The following is a 14,409-nucleotide window of genomic DNA, read 5'->3' on the forward strand; positions in this document are numbered from 1 at the left end:
CCGACCTTCTTCTGCTGGTCGCCGCCCTTGAAGTTGAAGCTGCCGACATAGGCGCGGGTGTTGATCTCGCGCTTGCCGACCATCATCACGTCGGTGCCGCCCGAGATGGCCTGCCAGATGGTCTCGTCCGGCTTCAGGTCGTCGCGGCTCTGGTCGACATAGGCCAGCTTGACCGTCTCGCCGACGCGGATGCTCCCGGCGTCGGGCTTCTCCTGGCCGGTGATCAGACGGAACAGGGTCGACTTGCCGGCCCCGTTCGGGCCGATGACCCCGACGATGCCGTTGGGCGGCAGCTTGAACGACAGGCCCTTGAACAGGATCTTGTCGCCGTACTCCTTCTCGAGGTTCTCGACCTCCAGCACGACGTTGCCGAGGCGCGGGCCGGGCGGGATCTGGATGACGGCGTGGGTCTGGGCTCCGCGCATGCTCTCCTGCTCGTCGACCATCCGCTCATAGGCGGCCAGACGGGCCTTGGACTTGGCCTGACGGGCCTTGGCGCCCGACCGGACCCATTCCAGTTCGCGGGTCAGGGCGCGCTGGCGGGCTTCGGATTCCGACTGTTCCTGCACCACGCGCTTCTGCTTGGCCTCCAGCCAGCTGGAGTAGTTGCCCTCGTGCGGGTGGCCCTTGCCGCGGTCCAGCTCCAGCGTCCACTTGGTCACCAGATCGAGGAAGTAGCGGTCGTGTGTCACCAGGATGACGCAGCCGGGGAAGTTCTCGAGGTGGTGCTGCAGCCAGGCCACCGACTCGGCGTCGAGGTGGTTCGTCGGTTCGTCGAGCAGCAGCATGTCGGGCTTGCTGAGCAGCAGCCGGGCCAACGCCACGCGGCGCTTCTCGCCCCCCGACAGGTTGGTGGTCATCCAGTCGTCCGGCGGGCAGCGCAGGGCGTCCATGGCCATTTCGATGCGGCTGTCGATGTCCCAGACGTCGCCGGCGTCGATCTTCTCCTGGAGGGCGGTCATCTCCTCCATCAGCTCGTCGGAATAGTTCTCGGCCATCTCCATGGCGATGGCGTTGAAGCGGGTGACCCACTGCTTCTCCTCGCACCAGGCCTCGACGTTCTCGCGGACGGTCAGGGCCGGATCGAGCTGCGGCTCCTGCTCCAGATAGCCGCGCTTGACGCCGTCGGCGGCCCGGGCCTCGCCGGTGAACTCGCTGTCCAGCCCGGCCATGATCTTCAGCAGGGTGGACTTGCCCGAGCCGTTGACCCCGACGACGCCGATCTTGGCGTCGTTGTAGAAGCTCAGCCAGATGTTCTCGAAGATCTTCTTGCCGCCGGGGAAGGTCTTGGTCAGACCCTGCATCTGGAAAATATATTGCTGCGCCATGAGTCGCGTCGCGCCCTGTCGTCCGGGAGTGGGGGGAGGTTGGCGCGGGGTGTAGCGACCGCGCGCCGTCAGGGCAAATGTCTAGAGGCCGGGCGGGGCGGTTTGAAGGCGCGGGTCACGAAACGGGGAGATCGGTCCCGTGCAGGGAACGCCCCGACGCGGCGACGGTTTGTCGGCATTCCCCACAACCAAGGAGAGCGCCATGCAAAGCCAGGATCACGCCGTCAAGGTCCTGAACAGCCTCATCGAGACCACGCTGGACAGCGCCAGCGGCTATCGTGACGCGGCCGAGGGCGCCGAGAGCCCGCCGATCCGGTCCCTGCTGTCGCGCAAGGCCTCGACGCGCGAGGAGCTGTCGCGCCGGCTGCAGTCCGAGGTCCGCAGCTTCGGCGGCGAGCCCGAAACCGATCAGTCCGCCATGGGCAAGGCGCACAATGTCTTCACCGAACTGAAGGGCAAGATCATGGGGCGGGACGACGAGAGCGTCCTCGCTGAGGTCGACCGCGGCGAGAGCTTCATCGAGGAGAAGTTCGAGGCGGCGTCACGGGACCCGGACCTGCCCGAACACGTGCGGCGTCTGATCGAGGCCGAATGCGCCGCCATCCGCACGGATCACGAGGAGATGAAGCGGATGAAGTCCGGGATGCACTGATCGCCCGCGACAGCCGTCAGGCTGACGCTGACGTTTCAGAGCCGGGGCGGGGCGGCGTCCGTCTCGTCCCCGCCGCCCGGAAGATAGCGTCCGCCGACGTAGGCGACGGCCAGCCACAGCGAGGTCCACAGGCTCCAGATCACCACGGCCAGGGGCACGTCGGTCTGCGCGGTTCCGGCCGCGTCGACCTGGCCGATCAGGCCCACGCAGGCCGCCGCGAGGGCGGCCGCATAGACCACGATCCGCGACCACGCGCGGCAGGCCAGCAGGGCCAGGGCTCCGATGATCAGGAGGATTCCGGTCAGCAGCCACGGAAACTGCGGCACCCACAGCCCCAGCGTCATGTGGAAGCCGCTGTACAGCAGAAGGATCACGCCGGTGGCGCGGGGCAGGAACATGACGGGTCCGTCACACGAAGGGCCTGAGCGGGACGCCTTCCATCATCGCCCGGTCATCATTGGCGTCCCGTTAACCGGGAGCATTAACGTCGACTGTCAGGCGTAGTTGAAGCTGACCGAGATGCGTTCGCTCTTCGCGGCGTTCGTCGGCACTTCGTGGCGCAGCCAGCTCTCCCACATCAGCACGGTTCCGGCCTGCGGAGCGAGGTAGACAAACGGCCGCTCTGCTTCCGGCGCGTCGGCGTGCACGGCCGGGCGGGCCATCATCATCGGCAGGCGCGGGTCTTCCAGCTTCAGGGCCGAGGCCCCGTCGGGCACCTCGACATAGACGGTGCCGCTCAGGAAGGCGTGCGGATGGATGTGGCCGGTGTGGCCGCCGCCGGGCTTGAGGATGTTGACCCAGAGACTGTCCAGCCGGGGCTTGCGGGCGAGGCTGAAGTTAAGCGCCCTGGCGTAGGCGACGGCATGCCGGTCCAGATGCTTCTTGAGCTCCGCGAACTCCGGCAGGCGATGCGGCAGGTCGGTCAGGGAGCCGTAGGAGGTGTAGCCGCGATAGCCATGTTCGCGGCACCACATCCGCCCCGCCAGGTCCTCGGCGGCCAGCATCCTGCAGGCGTCGGCGAGAGCGGCGTTGAAGGCCGGGAAGCCAGGCGCGGACGCCAGCGTGGCTTCATAGACCTGGGTGACGAAAAGCGGGCGCAGGGACATGGCGGCTCTCTAGCGCGCCGGGGCCGCGTCGTCGCGCACGATGACGCCGTCCTTCATCACCAGCCGCACGGCGCGCACGGACGCGATGTCCCGTGTCGGATCGCCCTCGACGGCGACGAGGTCGGCCAGCAGGCCCGGCCGGATCGCGCCCAGCCGGTCATCGACGCCGAAGATGCGCGCATTGCCCGAGGTCGCCGCGCGCACCACCTCGGCCGCCGGCATGCCGCCCGCGACCATCAGCTCCATCTCGCGGGCGTTGTCGCCATGCGGATAGACGCCGACGTCGCCGCCCATGCATATCGTCACCCCGGACTCGAGCGCCTCGGCGAAGGCCCGGCGCTTGGCCAGCACGCCCGCCGGCGCGGGCTCCTGACCGTCCCAGCCACGGTATCGGGTGATGGCGTCGGTCGCCGCCAGGGTCGGGCAGAAGGCCACGTCCCGGTCGCGCATCAGGCGGAAGATCTCGGGCGTGCCCGCATCGCCGTGCTCGATCGTGTCGGCGCCGGCGAGGATCGCGCGCCGCATCCCCTCCGCCGTGCCCGCATGCACCGCCACCTCGCGCCCGGCCGAATGGGCCGCGGCGATCGCCTCCGTCAGCTCCGGCTGGGTGAAGGTCGGCCGGCTCGGCTCCCCGGGACCCCAGCGGTAGTCGGCGTACAGCTTGACCACGTCCGCGCCCGCGCCGATCTGGCTGCGCACCACGCGCAGCAGGTCCGGTCCGTCCGCCTCCTCGGCGCCCAGAGGGACGGCCACGCCCGGCTCGAAGCCCTTGGGACCATAGGCCCCCGTGGCCACGATGGCCCGGGTCGAGGTCAGGATGCGGGGCCCCGGCACGATCCCCTGGTCGATGGCCTGCTTCAGTCCGACGTCGGCATAGCCCGCGCCCTCGGTGCCGAGATCGCGCACCGTGGTGAAGCCGGCCATCAGGGTGTCGCGCGCCGCCACCGTCGCCCGCGCCGTCCGCAGCGCCAGCGGCTCATGCAGCACCTGATCGTCCCAGCTGGTCTCGTTGTAGGGATGCAGGAACAGGTGCGCGTGGCCCTCGATCATCCCTGGCATCAGCGTCAGACCCGGCAGGTCGATGACCCGCGCTCCCTCGGGTACGGTCAGGTTCGGGCCGACGGCCTCGATGGTCCGGCCCCGGACCAGCACCGACCAGCCCTCGTGAAGCCGCGGCTCGACCCCGTCGAACATCCGCGCGGGCCGCAGCAGCACCACGTCCTGCGCCGCCGCCGGCGCGGCCACGATCAGGGCCAGGAGAATGACGATGATCCGCATGGCGCCGCCCTTGTTCGCCCGCCACTGAAGCGCGGCCGGCGCCCGTGGGCAAGCCGTCACCACTCCAGCGCCGCCTCGCCCCGGAGGATGGCCTCCGCCTCCGCCGTATGCTTGGCGCCCGAACGGTCATGCAGCACCAGCGGCGGCAGCAGGCGCAGGGGCGCCTTGCCGGTCTTGACCGCCTGCACCAGCACCCGTTTGGCCGGTTCGTCGGCATGGGGATGCACCGGCCTGATTGAGAACGACCCCGCGGTCTCGCCCAGCAACGTCAGCAGGTCGGGCAGCCGGTCAGCGCGATGGATGACGGTGATCCGCCCTCCCTCACGCACCGCCTTGAGCAGGAACCGCGTCCAGACCGCCAGCCCGTCGTCGGCCATCCATGCCCCCTGCTTCCCGGGCGAGGGCGTGCGCAGCGCGCCCGGATCGTCGAAGAACGGCGGATTGCTGACCGCCCGGTCGAACGGCTCCGGGCCCAAGGCCCGGAATCCCGCCGCGACGTCGCCCTCGAGAATCGTCGCCCCGGCGCCGTTCAGCGCCGCGTTCTCGCGCGCCAGCGCGGCCATGGCCGGGTCGCGCTCGACCCCGGTCAGGCTCACGCCCGGCGTCCGCGCCGCCACCTGCATCAGCACGGCCCCGGCGCCGCATCCCGCCTCGATCACACGCTCGCCGGGCCGCGCGCCCGCCGCCGCGGCCAGCAGCGCCGCGTCCATGCCGGCCCGGTAGCCCTTCGCCGGCTGGCGCAGCCGCACGCGGCCGCCCAGCAGGGCGTTCTCGACGATGTCTCCGCCCTGCGGAATGAACGGTGCGACGGTCACGCGGCTTGACCCTTCATGGCCCGGTCACCATTGTGCGCCGCGACGCCGCCCTGCAAGCGGCGGCTGGATTTTCAGGCGTGATCCTCCCCTGCGCGCCGTGCCCATGAGTTCTCCGTTGGACGCTGTCACCGTCGCCGATTCCCGCCCCAAGGGAGACGTTGAGCCGCTGGTGCGGCTGGCGAAACGTGACATGGCCGCCGTCGACGCCCTCATCGTCGAGCGGATGCAGTCGCAGGTGCCGGTGATTCCCCTTCTGGCCGAGCATCTTGTCTCGGCCGGCGGCAAGCGCCTGCGCCCGCTGTTGACCGTGGCCGCCGCCCGGGCGTCCGGCGCGTCCGACGACATCGACGCCTCGCGCAAGCTGGCCGCGGCGGTTGAGTTCATCCACACCGCCACCCTGCTGCACGACGACGTGGTCGACGGCTCAAACCTGCGCCGCGGCAAGACCGCCGCCCACCTGATCTGGGGCGCGCCCTCCAGCGTGCTGGTCGGCGACTTCCTGTTCGCCCGCGCCTTCGAGCTGATGGTCGAGACCGGACAGATGCGCGCGCTCGGCATCCTCGCGACCGCCTCCAGCGTCATCTCCGAGGGCGAGGTGCTGCAGCTGACGCGCGCCCACGACCTCAACCTGGACCAGGACACCTATCTGCGCATCATCTCGGCCAAGACCGCTGAGCTGTTCGCCGCCGCCGCCGAGGCGGGGGCGGTGGGCGCCATGGCCGACGAGGCGGCGGTGCAGGCCCTGCGCGCCTATGGCCTCAACCTCGGCCTCGCCTTCCAGCTGGCCGACGACGCCCTCGACTACGGCGGCACGTCCGAGGTGCTGGGCAAGAACGCCGGCGACGACTTCCACGAAGGCAAGGTGACCATGCCCCTGCTGCTCGCCGCCGCCCGCACGCGCGGCCGCGAGGACGCCTTCTGGGAGCGCACCATCAACAAGGGCGAGCGCACCGACGACGACTTCCGCCGCGCCCGCGAGCTGATCGTCGGCACCGGCGCCATCGGCGCCACGCTCGACACCGCCTGGAACTACGCCGCGGCCGCCCAGGAGGCGCTGACGCCGCTCCCCGCCGGCGAATGGCGCGACGCCCTGGAGCAACTGGCCGACTTCGCCGTCAGCCGGGCGTCCTAGCGCAGCGAGGCGCAGAACCGCTGGATGCGCCGGCAGGCCTCCTCCAGCACGCTTTCCGACGTCGCATAGCTGATGCGGAAATAGGGGCTCAGGCCGAACGCCGATCCCTGCACCACGGCCACGCCCTCGGCGTCCAGCAGTTCCGCCGCGAACCTGTCGTCGCCGTCGATCACCGCCCCGCCTTCGGTCGTCTTGCCGATCAGCCCCTCGATCGACGGATAGACGTAGAAGGCGCCCTCCGGCGTGGCGCAGCGGATCCCGGCGGCCTGATTGAGCATCGACACCACCAGGTCGCGCCGCGCTTCGAAATGCTTCGCGCGCTCGGCGATGAAGCCCTGCGGCCCGTTCAGCGCCTCGACCGCCGCCCACTGGCTGATCGAGGAGGGGTTGGTGGTGGTCTGGCCGGCGACCTTGCGCATCAGGTCGATCAGCGGCTTCGGCCCGCCGCCGTAGCCGATGCGCCAGCCGGTCATGGCGTAGGCCTTGGACACGCCGTTCACGGTCAGCGTCCGGTCGTACAGGTCCGGCGCCACCTGGGCGATCGTGCGGTAGCCGAAGTCGCCGTAGATCAGGTGCTCGTACATGTCGTCGGTCAGCACCCACACCTGCGGATGGCGGCGCAGCACGGCGGCCAGCGCCTCCAGCTCCTCCCCAGTGTAGGCCGCGCCGGTCGGGTTCGACGGCGAGTTGAGGATCAGCCATTTCGTACGCGGCGTGATCGCGGCCTCCAGCGCCTCGGGGCGCAATTTGAAGCCGTCGGCCTCGTGCCCGACCACCGTCACCGGCTCCCCGCCCGCCAGCAACACCATGTCCGGATAGGACACCCAGTAGGGCGCCGGCACGATCACCTCGTCGCCCGCGGACAGCGTGGCCACGAACGCGTTGTAGATGACCGTCTTGCCGCCCGGCGCGACGTGGATCTGGTCGGTCCCGTACGACAGGCCGTTCTCGCGTTTGAACTTGGCCGCCACAGCCGCCTTCAACTCGGGGATGCCGTCGACGTCGGTGTATTTGGTCTCGCCGCGCCGGATCGCGGCGATGGCGGCTTCCTTGATGTTGTCCGGCGTGTCGAAGTCCGGCTCGCCGGCGCCCAGGCCGATCACGTCGCGGCCCTCGCGCTTCAGCTCGCGGGCCCGGGCGGTCACCGCGAGGGTGGCCGACGGCTTGACCCGCGCCAGGGCGGCGGACTGGAGCACGGCGGACGGCTGGCTTGACATGGCGACTCCCGGGAACGGCGGCGCAATCCTTACGCAGTTGCGAAAGGCCGATCAAATGACGAAGCCGGGCGCCGCGACGCGCTCAGGACAGAACCCGGCGGGCGGCCCAGCCCGCCAGCCCCGCCAGCACCCCGGCCGCCCCGGCCGCGGCCAGGCGCACGATCATCGGATCGAAGGCCGTGACCGATGGTTTCGCCTCGCCCGTGAACCGGCCCCGCGTCCGATGCGCCCCTTCGACGGGTTCGAACAGATTGTCCGCGCGATCCGGCGGCTCGGCCTGCTGGCTGAGCTGGGCGTCATGTCCTTCCCCGGCCAGATAACGGTCGAGATATTCCGGCGCCAGCACGGACCCGGCGATCAGCTTCAGCGTCGGAAGTCCGATCCACACCTCGCGCGGCGCGTCCCGCGCGGCGCGCCAGGCGATCTCGGCGACGGCCTCCGGCTGGAAGATGGGCGCGACGGGTCGCGGCCGGCGCGGGAACAGGTTGCGGGCCCAGTCGAACTGCGGCGTGTTCACCGCGGGCAGCTGCAGCATGCTGATACGGACGCCGGACCGCTCGCGGCGCAGCTCGCTGCGCAGGGCCTCGGTGAAGCCGCGGATGGCGAATTTGGCGCCGCAGTAGGCCGACTGCAGCGGAATGGCGCGATAGCTGAGCGCCGATCCGATCTGGATGACGACGCCGGCGTCCCGCCGCCGCATATGGGTCAGGGCGGCCATCGTCCCGTGGACGCAGCCCAGATAGGTCACCTCGGTGATGCGCCGGAACTCCGCCGCCGACATCTGCGCCACCGGGGCGTACATGGTCGCCATGGCGTTGTTGACCCAGACGTCGATGCCGCCCCAGCGCCGCGCCACCTCGTCCGCAGCCGCCGCGACCGCGGCGGCGTCGCTGACGTCCACCGCCAGGGCCAGGGCCTCGCCGCCCGCAGCCTCGATCTCGCGCGCCGCCGCCTCGACCCCGGAGCGCGATCGCCCGAGCACCGCCACCCGCGCGCCGTTCCGGGCGAAGCGCAGGGCGATGGCACGGCCCACGCCGGCCGAACCGCCGGTGACCACGACCGAGCGGCTGTCGCGCTGGCCTCCGTCCGGCCGGTTCCTGGGCGCCGTGCGGGGCATCAGTGCGTCAGCCCCGCGAGGATGTCGCGCGCCCGTTCGCCGAAACTGGCGGTCAGCGACCACGGGCTCGGCTGGCGGACGACGTGCAGATGGCCCCGCTTGTCCAGCACCTCATAATCGCTGCGCCCGTCAGGCCGGCGGAAGAAGCGCAGGCTGACCACGGCGTCGGCGACGCGCATCCCGGAGAGGGTGATCTCCGGCAGCCACGGCGGCAGCTGCGGGTCGATGAACAGCATCCGCAGCGGTGCATAGGGCTGCATCCCCAGCAGGGCCGAAAGCAGGGTGTAGGTGGTGGTCGCCGACCAGGCCTGGGGCGCGTTGGCGGCCGGATAGACGGCCGGGAAGGGATGGTCCACGTCGCGCGCATGCCCCGAGATGCACTCCGGCAGGCGGTAGTGGTCGAACAGCGCCGCCGTCTCGAACTGGGCGCGGCAGATCTGGCTCACCCTGTCGTGGAGTCCGTAGCGATAGGCGCCGACCGCCCACGGGCCGTGCTCCACCGGCCAGACCGTCCCGCGATGGTAGGCATACGGATTGTAGGACGGGTGATCGGACGACAGGGTGCGCACGCCCCAGCCGCTGAACATGTCTGCGGCGAACAGGCGGTCCAGCGTCCGGGTCACCAGGGCCTTGTCGGCGATCCCCGTGGCCACGCAGTGCAGGGCGTTCGAACCGATCGAGCGGACCTGGCGTCCGTCGGCGTCCAGCGCCATGGCGAAACTGCCTTCGTCCTCCATCCAGAAGGCCGTGTTGAACCGCGCCTTCAGCTCGGTGGCCTCGTCGGCCAGACGTTTCGCCTCGTCGCGGCGGCCGAACCACCACAGAACCTCGGCCAGGTTCAGCTTGGCTGCGTAGGCGATGCCCTGCTCCTCGCAGGTCGCGATCGGTTTCGCCGCCTCTGAGCCGTCGGCGTGCACCAGGGCGTCGCCGGAATCCTTCCAGCCCTGGTTTTCGGTCCCCTCCGCGGAGCGGGTCCGGTAGTCGAAGAAGCCGTCCCGGTCGCGGTCGCTGCAGGAGTCGAGCCATTGCAGTGCGGCGATGGCCGGCTCCAGGAAGGGCTCGACCTGCGCCTTGTCGCCGGTCCAGTGCCACAGCTGGGCGAGGACGAAGGGATAGAAGCCCGAAGTGGTCAGCGAGCCGTAGCTGCGGCCCTGCGGCGTGAAATTGAGGGCCGCAAGCGGACCGGTGTGGGCCTCGTGCAGCATTCGCCCGGGCTGTTCGTCGCGCCAGTCGTCCCGCACGCGGCCCTGATGCGCCGCCAGCACCGGCAAGGTGCCGCGCATGAGGCTGGTGGTCACCGGGGCCGCCTCCCAGGCGGCGGTCAGGGTGTCGCGGCCGAACAGGGCCACATAAAGCGGCAGTCCGGCGGCCACGGTCCAGGCGTGGTCCCCGGTGTCGAGGTCGAACAGGCGCAGGGCTGCGAGGTCGCGCTTGCCCTGTTCGAGAGCCCCGACCACCACCGGCGCCAGGGTATCGCTCTCGCCGCTCGAGAAGCGGGTGGCTTCGTCGAAGAAGACGGCCGTGCGCCGTTCGTACTCGTTGTCCGGCGCCACGAAGGAGCGGCATCCGTATCGCGGCGGGAAGACCTCGTCCTCGATCCGCGGCGTCAGGTCGACGCAGCAGTGCCAGCGCTCCCCCGGCGCCAGGCGGACGGAAAACACGATACGGTCGCGCTTGCGGCGCGGCGGGGTCGTGGCGTTCGAGAAGCGCACGCCGAGTCCGCGCCGGATCCGGGCCACGCCCTCGTCGCCCTGATGCGCGTAACGGTGCGTGGCCTCATAGGTCGTCGTCAGTTCCCAGCTGTCGTCCGCGGCGGTCCAGACCGAGGTCTTCCGGCCGCGTTGCCGCCGGGCGCCGCCCGTCTCGGCCGAGTCCGCGAAGTCGGACTCGAGCTCGAGCGTCAGCTCCAGCTCGACCGGCCAGCGGGCGAAATTCGTCAGATCGACGTCCTCGTGCATGCCGCCGCCGACATAGCGTGACAGCCGCAGCTCCACCGCCTCCTGGGCCGCGCCCGAGATCGGGTCCCGTTCCTTTTCCGTCTCTCCGCCCGGGGCCGGCGCGATGAAGTAGCCAAGCCACGACCGTTGATCGACATTCGACGCCGACACGGGCTGGGGCGCCGCCCCATCGATCAGATAGCGGTATCGGGACAGCAGGCGCGTTTCGTGGACGAACAGGCCGCGGTCCAGTCGCGGCGTCAGCACCCCGTCGTCGTCCGTGGCCAGCACCGTCCGCCCGCTGCTGACATGATTGGCGCCCGGGCGGACGCGCAGGCGCACGAGCGAACGATCGGCCAGGTTGTCTTGCCCGGCCGCGCCGGTCCCGGCGGCGATTTTCCGGTGGCGGCTCACCTGTCGGCCACGCCGCCGGCCGGCCGGGTCTGGCGTGAGGGCGCCGCCAAAGCCCGCGGCAGGGAAGGGGACCGGCCCCGGGCGGCGCATGATCCCGGCGGCGTCTTCGGATTGTCCACGGACATCGCTTGCCTCTTCGGCTGGCGCAATGAAGACAGCCGGCCTGTTGCCGACCCGGGGCGGACCGCAGCGTCGCGCCCGGTTCATTGCGCCAGGGCGGCAACGTGCGGAAAGCCCGGCTGTTCCGGCCCGGGGCCGGCCCGAAGCGTCAGCGTTCCCGCGCGGCCTCGATCGCCCCGGCCATCACCCGGGCCGCCGCGCCCTCGTTCAGGCCGGCCTCCCGCACAAGGGCGCGCCAGCTGTGGAAATCCAGCGCCAGATGCAGAAGCGCCCGCTGCCGATCGGACAGGCCGGCCCCCAGCACCTCGTGCCAGCCCGCGATCGCGGGCCCGAGCCGCAGCTCGGCGATCTCGCGCGTGGGGGCGTGATGTCCGGCGTCCCGCAGCACGCAGCCGGTCACGTCGGCTGTCCGCCCATACCAGCCATAGACGGCCGTGATGCCCACCCGGAGTCGCTCACCCTCGTCCAGGCGGCTCCACCCGGCCGCGTCGGGCGGCGGATTGCGCTCCATGAACAGGCTCGAGCACGCCAGCAGCAGGCTCCGCTCGTCGGGGAAATGGGCATAGAAGGTGTTGCGCTGCACGCCCGCCCGTTCCGCGACCATGCTCAGGCTGGTCCGCGCAGGCCCCACGGTTCCGTGCAGCTCGACCGCGGCCTCGACGATCCGCTGCCGGGTCTGGGCCTGCTGCTCGGCGCGGCGTTTGAGGGTGTAGCTCCGGGCCATGGTGCTTTCACTGATCAGCGATGCGCAGTGATATTGACGCGCTGCGCAATTTGGTTACACACGGCTGTACTACCAAATACCCGTCCCGTCCAACCGGAGGATCCCATGCAGACCCGCGTCGCCGATATCGCCGACGGCGTCTACCGCCTGTCGACCTTTGTGCCGGAGGTCGGCCCGGGAGGCCTGACCTTCAACCAGTTTCTCGTCCTCGGAGACGAGCCCCTGCTGTTCCACACGGGCCTTCGGCGCATGTTCCCGCTGGTGCGTGAGGCGGCCTCCCGGCTGATCGCCCCCGAGCGGTTGCGCTGGATCACCTTCGGCCACTATGAAGCCGACGAATGCGGGGCCATGAACGAGTGGCTCGCCACGGCGCCGTACGCCGGGGTGGCCCACGGCCGCACCGGCTGCGACGTCTCGCTGAACGACATGGCCGACAGGCCGCCGCGTCCACTCGAGGACGGCGAGGTAATCGACCTCGGCGGCGGCAAGCGGGTCCGCTACATCGACACGCCGCATACGCCGCACGGCTGGGACGCGGGTCTTCTGTACGAGGAGTCCACCGGGACCCTGTTCTGCGGCGACCTCTTCACCCAGGCCGGAGATGAGCCGCCGCTGGTCGAGCGCGACATCGTCGGTCCCGCCATCGCGGCGGAAGACGTGTTCGGCTATTCGGCGCTCAATCCCGACATGGGCGCGACCCTGCGCAGGCTTTCGGATCTGACGCCGCGCACCCTGGCGCTGATGCACGGCCCGTCCTTCACAGGCGACGGGGCCGCCGCCCTGCGCGCCCTCGCGGACGACTACGACCGCCGCGCGCTCCAGCGCCGACGGACCTCCGAACCCGCATTCGCGTGACCGGAAGCCGGGCCGGGGCCTGATCGGCGCCTCTCGCCCCCGTCGGCGCCGGATGCTAATCGGCCCCATGCGCCGCCTTCTCGACTTCATCCTCAACATGGAGGGCCGCCGCTGGCGGGCGGCCCTGGCGACGGCGCTGCTGCTGGGAGCCACAATCGGCCTGCTGGCGCTGGGCAAGAGCCGGCTGGGGCTGGCGGCCGAGGAAAATCTCGAGGCATGGCTGCAGGGTTACGCCGGCAGTCCATGGGCCTTTGCGGCGACCGTGGCCCTGTTCATCGCGGCCGCCTTCATCGGCGCCCCGCAGTTCATCCTGATCGCCGCCTGCGTCGTCGCCTTCGGGCCCTGGTTCGGCTTCGCCTACAGCTGGGTGGCGACCGTCGTCTCGGCGGGCGTCACCTACTGGCTGGGCCGCGGTCCCACGGCCCGGCTGCTGGACCGTTTCGGCGGCCGCACCCTGAACCGGCTCAAGGGCTTCGTCGGCAAGAACGCCTTCTACGCCAGCTTCATGATCCGCAACGTGCCTTCGGCCCCGTTCATCGTCGTCAACATGGCCTTCGGCGCCACCCGCGCCTCCTTCCCCGCCTATCTGCTGGGCTGCGCTCTCGGCGTGCTGCCCAAGACCGCCCTGGTGGCCTTTTTCGGCGGCGCGGTGGTCTCGGCCGTCAGCGGCGACGGGGTCTGGACCTCGCTGATCCTGGCCGGAGTCGCCGTGGTCTGGCTCGGTCTGATGCTGGGCGTCCGCGAGCTGGTCAAGCGGCGCGAGCGGGCGGCCGGCGCGCCCGACTGAAGCTTGGCTGACGGGAACGTGAACAGCTCGGCCGGAGATAGCGCCGCCGGGGACCCGCCCCCGCGCGCATGGGGCTTGTAATCCCCCCCGCACAAGGGCAAACGGGCCTTCGGTCGGTCAGGCGATAACGATCAGGAGGCGGCGCTCATGGGGATGCGCGCGGCCGGGGCGTCGCCGAAGCGGATCGAGACTGCGAACGCCCTTTCAAGGCCCGAACGAACGGTACCCCGGATCCATGTTCAACAGCATTTTCGGCGCGATCTCCAACGACATCGCCATCGACCTCGGCACCGCCAACACCCTGATCTACATGAAGGGCAAGGGCATCGTGCTGAACGAGCCTTCGGTGGTCGCGCTGCGCAATGTCGGCGGGCGCAAGATCGTCCACGCCGTCGGCATCGAGGCCAAGCAGATGCTGGGCCGCACCCCCGGCCACATGGAAGCCATCCGCCCGATGCGCGACGGGGTCATCGCCGACTTCGAAGTCGCGGAGGAGATGATCAAGCACTTCATCCGCAAGGTTCATAACCGCAAGGGCTTCGTGAACCCCAAGGTGATCGTGTGCGTGCCGTCGGGCGCCACCGCCGTCGAGCGCCGCGCCATCAACGACAGCTGCCTGAACGCCACCGCCCGCCGCGTCGGCCTGATCGACGAGCCGATGGCCGCCGCGATCGGCGCCGGCTTGCCGATCCACGAGCCGACCGGCTCCATGGTCGTCGACATCGGCGGCGGCACCACCGAGGTGGCCGTGCTGTCGCTGTCGGGCATCGTCTATTCGCGCTCGGTCCGTGTCGGCGGCGACAAGATGGACGAGGCGATCATCTCCTACATGCGCCGCAACCATAACCTGCTGATCGGCGAGACCACCGCCGAGCGCATCAAGAAGGACATCGGCACCGCCCGCATCCCGGCCGACGGCGAAGGCCT

14 protein-coding genes are annotated in these 14,409 nt (G+C 70.5%); 5 read left to right on the plus strand and 9 right to left on the minus strand.

The features are described from left to right. Positions 1-1,328 (minus strand): energy-dependent translational throttle protein EttA (ettA, locus tag VGD32_RS09555; RefSeq protein ID WP_331031660.1); only part of this gene is annotated, 1,328 nt, incomplete at its 3' end. Between the two features lie 202 nt (positions 1,329-1,530). Between ettA and VGD32_RS09560 the strand changes: the two genes are divergently transcribed. After that, positions 1,531-1,980 (plus strand): PA2169 family four-helix-bundle protein, encoded by a 450-nt coding sequence (locus VGD32_RS09560; RefSeq protein WP_331031661.1) that lies wholly within the window; start codon positions 1,531-1,533, stop codon positions 1,978-1,980. Between the two features lie 35 nt (positions 1,981-2,015). Here VGD32_RS09560 and VGD32_RS09565 read toward each other — a convergent pair whose 3' ends face one another. The 4 genes from VGD32_RS09565 to VGD32_RS09580 form a co-directional block, all read right to left on the minus strand. Then, a complete protein-coding gene (locus VGD32_RS09565; protein ID WP_331031662.1) occupies positions 2,016-2,378 on the minus strand; it encodes a hypothetical protein in 363 nt (120 codons plus the stop codon). A gap of 96 nt (positions 2,379-2,474) precedes the next feature. Then, positions 2,475-3,086 carry a TIGR02466 family protein gene (locus VGD32_RS09570; protein ID WP_331031663.1) on the minus strand — a complete coding sequence of 204 codons (612 nt, stop codon included), beginning with the start codon at positions 3,084-3,086 and terminating at the stop codon, positions 2,475-2,477. Positions 3,087-3,095: 9 nt separating this feature from the next. Further along, positions 3,096-4,364, minus strand: a complete 1,269-nt coding sequence (locus VGD32_RS09575; RefSeq protein WP_331031664.1) for an amidohydrolase family protein — start codon at positions 4,362-4,364, stop codon at positions 3,096-3,098. A 56-nt stretch (positions 4,365-4,420) separates the two neighbouring features. Further along, entirely contained in the window at positions 4,421-5,179 is a 759-nt protein-coding gene (locus VGD32_RS09580; RefSeq protein WP_331031665.1) for a tRNA1(Val) (adenine(37)-N6)-methyltransferase, read from the minus strand. Positions 5,180-5,294: 115 nt separating this feature from the next. Here VGD32_RS09580 and VGD32_RS09585 point away from each other — a divergent pair, with 115 nt between their 5' ends. Further along, positions 5,295-6,311, plus strand: a complete 1,017-nt coding sequence (locus tag VGD32_RS09585) for a polyprenyl synthetase family protein (RefSeq protein WP_414644391.1) — start codon at positions 5,295-5,297, stop codon at positions 6,309-6,311. On the opposite strand, the gene VGD32_RS09590 is transcribed toward VGD32_RS09585, so the two are convergent. From VGD32_RS09590 to VGD32_RS09605, 4 genes are all read right to left on the minus strand, one after another. After that, positions 6,308-7,528, minus strand: coding sequence for a pyridoxal phosphate-dependent aminotransferase (locus VGD32_RS09590; protein WP_331031667.1), 1,221 nt, complete (start codon positions 7,526-7,528; stop codon positions 6,308-6,310). The genes VGD32_RS09585 and VGD32_RS09590 overlap by 4 nt on opposite strands. Positions 7,529-7,610: 82 nt before the next feature. Continuing rightward, the gene (locus VGD32_RS09595) at positions 7,611-8,645 is read right to left on the minus strand and encodes an SDR family oxidoreductase (protein WP_331031668.1); all 1,035 of its coding nucleotides are present in this window, start codon (positions 8,643-8,645) and stop codon (positions 7,611-7,613) included. Beyond that, positions 8,645-10,996 carry a glycogen debranching N-terminal domain-containing protein gene (locus tag VGD32_RS09600; RefSeq protein WP_331031669.1) on the minus strand — a complete coding sequence of 784 codons (2,352 nt, stop codon included), beginning with the start codon at positions 10,994-10,996 and terminating at the stop codon, positions 8,645-8,647. The genes VGD32_RS09595 and VGD32_RS09600 overlap by 1 nt, the downstream gene beginning before the upstream one ends. 268 nt (positions 10,997-11,264) lie before the next feature. Next, positions 11,265-11,840 (minus strand): helix-turn-helix domain-containing protein, encoded by a 576-nt coding sequence (locus tag VGD32_RS09605; protein ID WP_331031670.1) that lies wholly within the window; start codon positions 11,838-11,840, stop codon positions 11,265-11,267. A 105-nt stretch (positions 11,841-11,945) separates the two neighbouring features. Here VGD32_RS09605 and VGD32_RS09610 point away from each other — a divergent pair, with 105 nt between their 5' ends. From VGD32_RS09610 to VGD32_RS09620, 3 genes are all read left to right on the plus strand, one after another. Then, on the plus strand, positions 11,946-12,695 hold the full coding sequence (locus VGD32_RS09610) for an MBL fold metallo-hydrolase (RefSeq protein WP_331031671.1): 750 nt from the start codon (positions 11,946-11,948) through the stop codon (positions 12,693-12,695). Positions 12,696-12,762: 67 nt separating this feature from the next. Beyond that, positions 12,763-13,482, plus strand: a complete 720-nt coding sequence (locus tag VGD32_RS09615; RefSeq protein WP_331031672.1) for a TVP38/TMEM64 family protein — start codon at positions 12,763-12,765, stop codon at positions 13,480-13,482. 235 nt (positions 13,483-13,717) lie between these two features. After that, on the plus strand, positions 13,718-14,409 hold a 692-nt coding region (locus VGD32_RS09620), incomplete at its 3' end, for a rod shape-determining protein (protein ID WP_331031673.1).

The sequence above is a fragment of the Brevundimonas sp. genome (assembly GCF_036402095.1).
Taxonomy (GTDB): Bacteria; Pseudomonadota; Alphaproteobacteria; order Caulobacterales; family Caulobacteraceae; genus Brevundimonas.

Bases quoted from the DNA above. Each gene is read 5' to 3' on its own strand.
- VGD32_RS09560 (WP_331031661.1), top strand. From the start codon at position 1,531: ATGCAAAGCCAGGATCACGCCGTCAAGGTCCTGAACAGCCTCATCGAG.
- VGD32_RS09565 (WP_331031662.1), bottom strand. From the start codon at position 2,378: ATGTTCCTGCCCCGCGCCACCGGCGTGATCCTTCTGCTGTACAGCGGC.
- VGD32_RS09570 (WP_331031663.1), bottom strand. From the start codon at position 3,086: ATGTCCCTGCGCCCGCTTTTCGTCACCCAGGTCTATGAAGCCACGCTG.
- VGD32_RS09575 (WP_331031664.1), bottom strand. From the start codon at position 4,364: ATGCGGATCATCGTCATTCTCCTGGCCCTGATCGTGGCCGCGCCGGCG.
- VGD32_RS09590 (WP_331031667.1), bottom strand. From the start codon at position 7,528: ATGTCAAGCCAGCCGTCCGCCGTGCTCCAGTCCGCCGCCCTGGCGCGG.
- VGD32_RS09595 (WP_331031668.1), bottom strand. From the start codon at position 8,645: ATGCCCCGCACGGCGCCCAGGAACCGGCCGGACGGAGGCCAGCGCGAC.
- VGD32_RS09605 (WP_331031670.1), bottom strand. From the start codon at position 11,840: ATGGCCCGGAGCTACACCCTCAAACGCCGCGCCGAGCAGCAGGCCCAG.
- VGD32_RS09610 (WP_331031671.1), top strand. From the start codon at position 11,946: ATGCAGACCCGCGTCGCCGATATCGCCGACGGCGTCTACCGCCTGTCG.
- VGD32_RS09615 (WP_331031672.1), top strand. From the start codon at position 12,763: ATGCGCCGCCTTCTCGACTTCATCCTCAACATGGAGGGCCGCCGCTGG.